Genomic DNA, 927 nt, shown 5'->3' on the forward strand with positions numbered 1-927 from the left:
GCGCTGGGTATGACTGCTACCGCGCATGGTCTGAACTGAAACTTCGGAAACAGGCGGCTGCTGGCGCGCGGCCTCACTTCGCATCTTGGCTCGGAGTTTTGTCCCCAACCCGGCCGGCCGGAGCGACGCTGGCGCCGCTATTTCTCAAAGAAGGCGGCCCAGCGTTCGGATTGGCCATCACGCCCGTGTTGGTGCTGCTCAGCGAGTTCGTCGCAGCCGCGCCAGCCGGCGACTGTCCGTAGGTTTGCGAGCTGGTTGAGGACGATGGCGCCGCGGTGACGCTGTTGATGTTGCCGGTCCCGATGTTGCCGGAGTTGGCAGCGCCCGTAGCTCCGCCGGCACCAGCGCCAGACGATCCTGCGCCGCCAGCTGAAGACGCGCTGCCACCCGCCGAGCCGCCGCTAGATCCTCCCCCGCCGCCACCTCCACCACCTTGGGCGAAAGCAGGCGCTGAAATTGCGACAATTGCCGAGATTMATATCGCGACGGCTGTGGATGACATGATCGAGCTCCCTGTTGAGCCGGTTCAAAGCGAATGTTGGAGAACAGTTCCGAGACTGTTTGGAACGATATGCCGGATCGCAAGCTTGTGCTGCTGCAGCGAGGAGATCACGACATGACTGACAAAACGCTACCACCTGCAGAGCCAGCCGAAGATTTGAAAGATGTCGTCATCGACGGCGTCAAAGACGCCGCCGACCGGGTCAGCACAGCGATCGACGAGGGTCGCAAGCCCGGCAGACCGTTAGACATTCTGGCAAAGGTCACACGGGACGCGCCATTGGGGGCCCTCTTAGTTGCTTTTCTTTTCGGAGCAGCAATGGCGCGGCGGCGCCATTGGTAGACAGATGAGTTACGATCCTGCTCGCAATATTGTCGACGGTTTGTTGAAACTAGGCGCGCTGAGCGTCCAGATAGGTGTCTTGA

General features: G+C 61.1%; 2 protein-coding genes. Both read left to right on the plus strand.

The genetic code is table 11. The features are described from left to right. Positions 1-242 (plus strand): hypothetical protein (locus tag AC1DU6_RS33085; RefSeq protein ID WP_477862540.1); only part of this gene is annotated, 242 nt, incomplete at its 5' end. A 374-nt stretch (positions 243-616) separates the two neighbouring features. Continuing rightward, entirely contained in the window at positions 617-844 is a 228-nt protein-coding gene (locus tag AC1DU6_RS33090; protein WP_068738890.1) for a hypothetical protein, read from the plus strand. Positions 845-927 lie beyond the last annotated feature (83 nt).

The organism is Roseateles sp. P5_B10 (assembly GCF_056400485.1).

Excerpts from the sequence above, each read along its gene's own strand:
- AC1DU6_RS33090 (WP_068738890.1), top strand. The coding sequence starts at position 617 with ATGACTGACAAAACGCTACCACCTGCAGAGCCAGCCGAAGATTTGAAA.